We start from the raw sequence: 3,424 nt of genomic DNA, 5'->3' as shown, positions 1-3,424 counted from the left end.
GACGCGCGCAAGGCCAACCTCGCGGGCGAGTTCGGCGGCTACGCCATGGCCGAGGTGGCGCTCGCCGTCATCGACCTCGTCACCCTCACCATGGACTTCGACACCGGCGCCGACCACGAGGAGATCGTCGCCCGGGTACTGCCCCGCGTCGCCGCCCAGGCCCCCGCCCGCCCCGCCGCCGAACACGAGCGCGTCGCCCGCTGGGTGCTGGAGAACCTCATCAACGTCGGCAGCGTCGACCGCGGCTTCCGCGCCGTCTACGGCACCTTCGCCACCGACGGCACCTACGTCCGCCGCGACTACGACTTCAAGCTCGTCGAGGAGGTACCGGGCCCCGGCGGCGGCGTCTACCTCCGCACCACCGACGAGGCCGTCAACGTCCTCGTCGGCGCCCTCGACACCGACGTGACGAGCGCCCAGATCGCCGCCGAGGTCAAGCTGGAGGTGCTCGTCAGCCGCGGCCGGCTCGCCGACGCCCAGCTCGCCGCCGAACAGGCCCGCTACCGCACCGTCCAGTACGCCGAGACCCTGCGCAGGACCCTCGACGCCACCCGGCGCAACGTCCGCGCCGTCGACTGGCTCCGCGCCGTCCCCGACATGATCGCCGAAGCCCTCGACCACGTCGCCGAGCGCTACCGCCACGAGAACGCCATCCTCACCAACATCCGCCGGGCCCGCGACGAGGCCGAGGACCCCGAGAACAAGCGCCGCGCCGCCGAACTCGTCGACATCGTCAAGGACTGCATCCGCCGCCACACCCAGCTCCAGTCCCGCCTCCTGGAGGCCGGCCCCCTCTTCCGCGCCGAACAGGACCGGCAGGCGTTCGCCACCCCCTCCGCCCGCGCCGGACTCGACCTCTACGGCCAGCTCGTCGCCCCCCTGCTGCCGCTGCCCGCACAGGACGCCCTCCGCGTCACCGACGCCTTCTTCGCCCACGGCACCGGCCTGCGCACCCCCTGCGCCGTCCGCGTCGGCGACCTCGTCGAGATGCTGCTCACCCCGCCCCAGGAACGCGCGCACCTCGGCGCGGAGATGCCCGAACCGGACCTGGTCGCCACCCCCGACGACAGCCGCTTCAGCGAGGAGCAGCTCGACGCCGCCATGGCCCTGCTCGCCCTGCCCGCCGACGCGCCCCGCCGGCTGTCCGGACTGCTCGCCGAGGCCCGCGCGAGCGACCCCGACCTCCCCTACCTCGTCGCCCTGCTCGCCGTGCACGCCGCGAGCCCCCCGGTCGGCACCGCCTACCGCCAGGGCGAACAGCAGCTGCTGTTCGCCGTCGACGACGGCACCGAGCTGACCGACCCCGAGTTCGGCGGCGCCGACCTCATCGTCGGCACCGCCCTGCTCGACGCCGCCGGCATGGCCGCGGACCGCTCGGAGGCCACATGACCCCCACCGCCCGGCACCACCGCGCGACGGCACGGCGCGCGCGGCAGCAGGAGAAGACCGTGACCGCCCCCAGCAAGGAGCTTGTCCCGTGACCGAGTACGACGAGGCGCAGCGGCCCGACCCGGCGCCCGCCACCGACGACGCGGGCCGGCCCGTCCCCGAAGCCCCCGCGCCGGCCGCCACGGGCAGCGGCCACGTCACCCCGGCCGACGCCGCCGACGCCGCCCGCCTGGTCGCCTTCGGCCTCCAGCCCAAGCTGGCCCCGGCCCGTGACGCCGAGTACGGCGAACTGCTCCGCCGCCACCGCGACGACCCCGCCTTCGCCCGGCTCACCGACGCCGTCGCCGCCGGCCTCGGCCTCGTCGTCCTGGAGGTCTCCCCCCGCGCCGGCATGGCCGTCACCGCCGCCGAGGACTCCGTCTTCGCCGTCCGCATGGGCGACTACGCCCGCCGCGCCTCCACCGACTCCGCCGACCGCTTCCTGCACGGCCTGGCCCACCTCGCGGTCGCCGCCATGGCCTTCCCCCGCCCCGAGGACCTCGCCGACGACGGCTACATCGGCCGCATCACCGTCAACGGCGTCGACGCTTTCGTCCGCCAGGCGTGCCGCCGCCTGGAGGAACGCGCCACCGAGGACGGCGAGAACACCGACCCCGCCACCGGCGCCCCCGGCCTGGAGGCCGCCTGGCGGGTCTACGCGCGGCGCAGCGCCACCGGCGCCACCAAGGACGCCCGCCGCCTCGCCGGCTCCACCACCGGCATCATCGCCAAGGCCGTCACCTTCCTCGTCGACTCCGGCTTCCTCCAGCGCACCGGCGACGACGCCGGAGGCACCTACCGCACCACCGCCCGCTACCAGCTCCAGGTCCGCGACATGGCCGGCGGCGCCGCCATGGCCGAACTCCTGGAACTGGGCGTCGTCCCCGTCAGCGACGGCACCGCCACCCTGCTGCCCGGCGACGACTCCGACGCCCTCGACCTGGTCGCCGACGCCGGACTGCCCTTCCACTCCGCCTGACCGCACCGCCCCCACCGACCGACACGACAACGAGAGTCCGCCATGTACGAGCTGTCCCGGGTCCGCCTCTACTCCATCGGACCCGCCGGTGCCCGCTACGCCGACACCGTGCTTGACCTGCGCGGCGTCGGCGCGCCGGTCCCGCAACCGGCACCGGCCCAGGCGGACTTCTTCGAGGACGAACCGGTCGGCCCGCCGCGGCGCCCCGCGCCCGCCGGCGTCCTCTTCCTGGAGAACGGCGGCGGCAAGTCCGTCCTGCTCAAGCTGATCTTCTCGGTGATGCTGCCCGGCCACCGCAACACCCTCGGCGGCGCCAGCTCCGGCGTCCTGCGCAAGTTCCTGCTCGCCGAGGACTGCGGACACGTCGCCCTGGAGTGGCAGCACACCCTCACCGGCGAGAGCGTCGTCGTCGGCAAGGTCAGCGAATGGCGCGGCCGCCAGGTCTCCAACGACCCCCGCAAGTTCGCCGAGGCGTGGTACAGCTTCCGCCCCGGCCCCGGCATGAACCTCGACTCCCTCCCCGTCGCCGAGTCCACCGTCGTCCGGCCCCGCGGCGAGGACGGCGAGGGCTCCTCCGGCGCCCGGGGCCGCCGCCGCACGATGAAGGGCTTCCGCGACGCCCTCACCGACGCCGGGAAGAACTACCCCCACCTCGACGTCGTCTGGGAAGAGGTCCACGAACGCTGGAACGAGCACCTCGGCGACCTCGGCCTCGACCCCGAACTCTTCCGCTACCAGCGCGAGATGAACGCCGACGAGGGCGAGGCCGCCGGCCTCTTCGCCGTCAAGAACGACTCCGACTTCACCGACCTGCTGCTGCGGGCCGTCACCGACACCCGCGACACCGACGGCCTCGCCGACCTCGTCCACGGCTTCGCCCACAAGCTCGGCCGCCGCGCCGAACTCACCGCCGAACGTGACTTCACCGCCGGCTCCCTCGACCTCCTCACCAAGATCGCCGAGGCCGACGGGCGGCGCGCCCGCGCCCGCGAGGTCCACGCCGGCGCCGAACGCCGC

2 protein-coding genes and 1 pseudogene are annotated in these 3,424 nt (G+C 74.7%); all 3 read left to right on the top strand.

The window, feature by feature from the left end; translation table 11 throughout:
• Positions 1-1,389, top strand: a 1,389-nt coding sequence (locus tag AC51EU_RS28750; protein WP_496270017.1) for a hypothetical protein, incomplete at its 5' end; no start/stop codon positions are given.
• Positions 1,390-1,477: 88 nt separating this feature from the next.
• Positions 1,478-2,407 (top strand): hypothetical protein, encoded by a 930-nt coding sequence (locus AC51EU_RS28745; RefSeq protein ID WP_496270016.1) that lies wholly within the window; start codon positions 1,478-1,480, stop codon positions 2,405-2,407.
• A 42-nt stretch (positions 2,408-2,449) separates the two neighbouring features.
• Positions 2,450-3,424, top strand: a pseudogene (locus AC51EU_RS28740) (hypothetical protein); the annotation flags it as partial.

It is taken from the genome of Candidatus Streptomyces philanthi, from assembly GCF_059553635.1.
The sequence above is the reverse complement of the archived record's forward strand: the minus strand, read 5'-3'. Positions and strand labels throughout refer to the sequence as shown.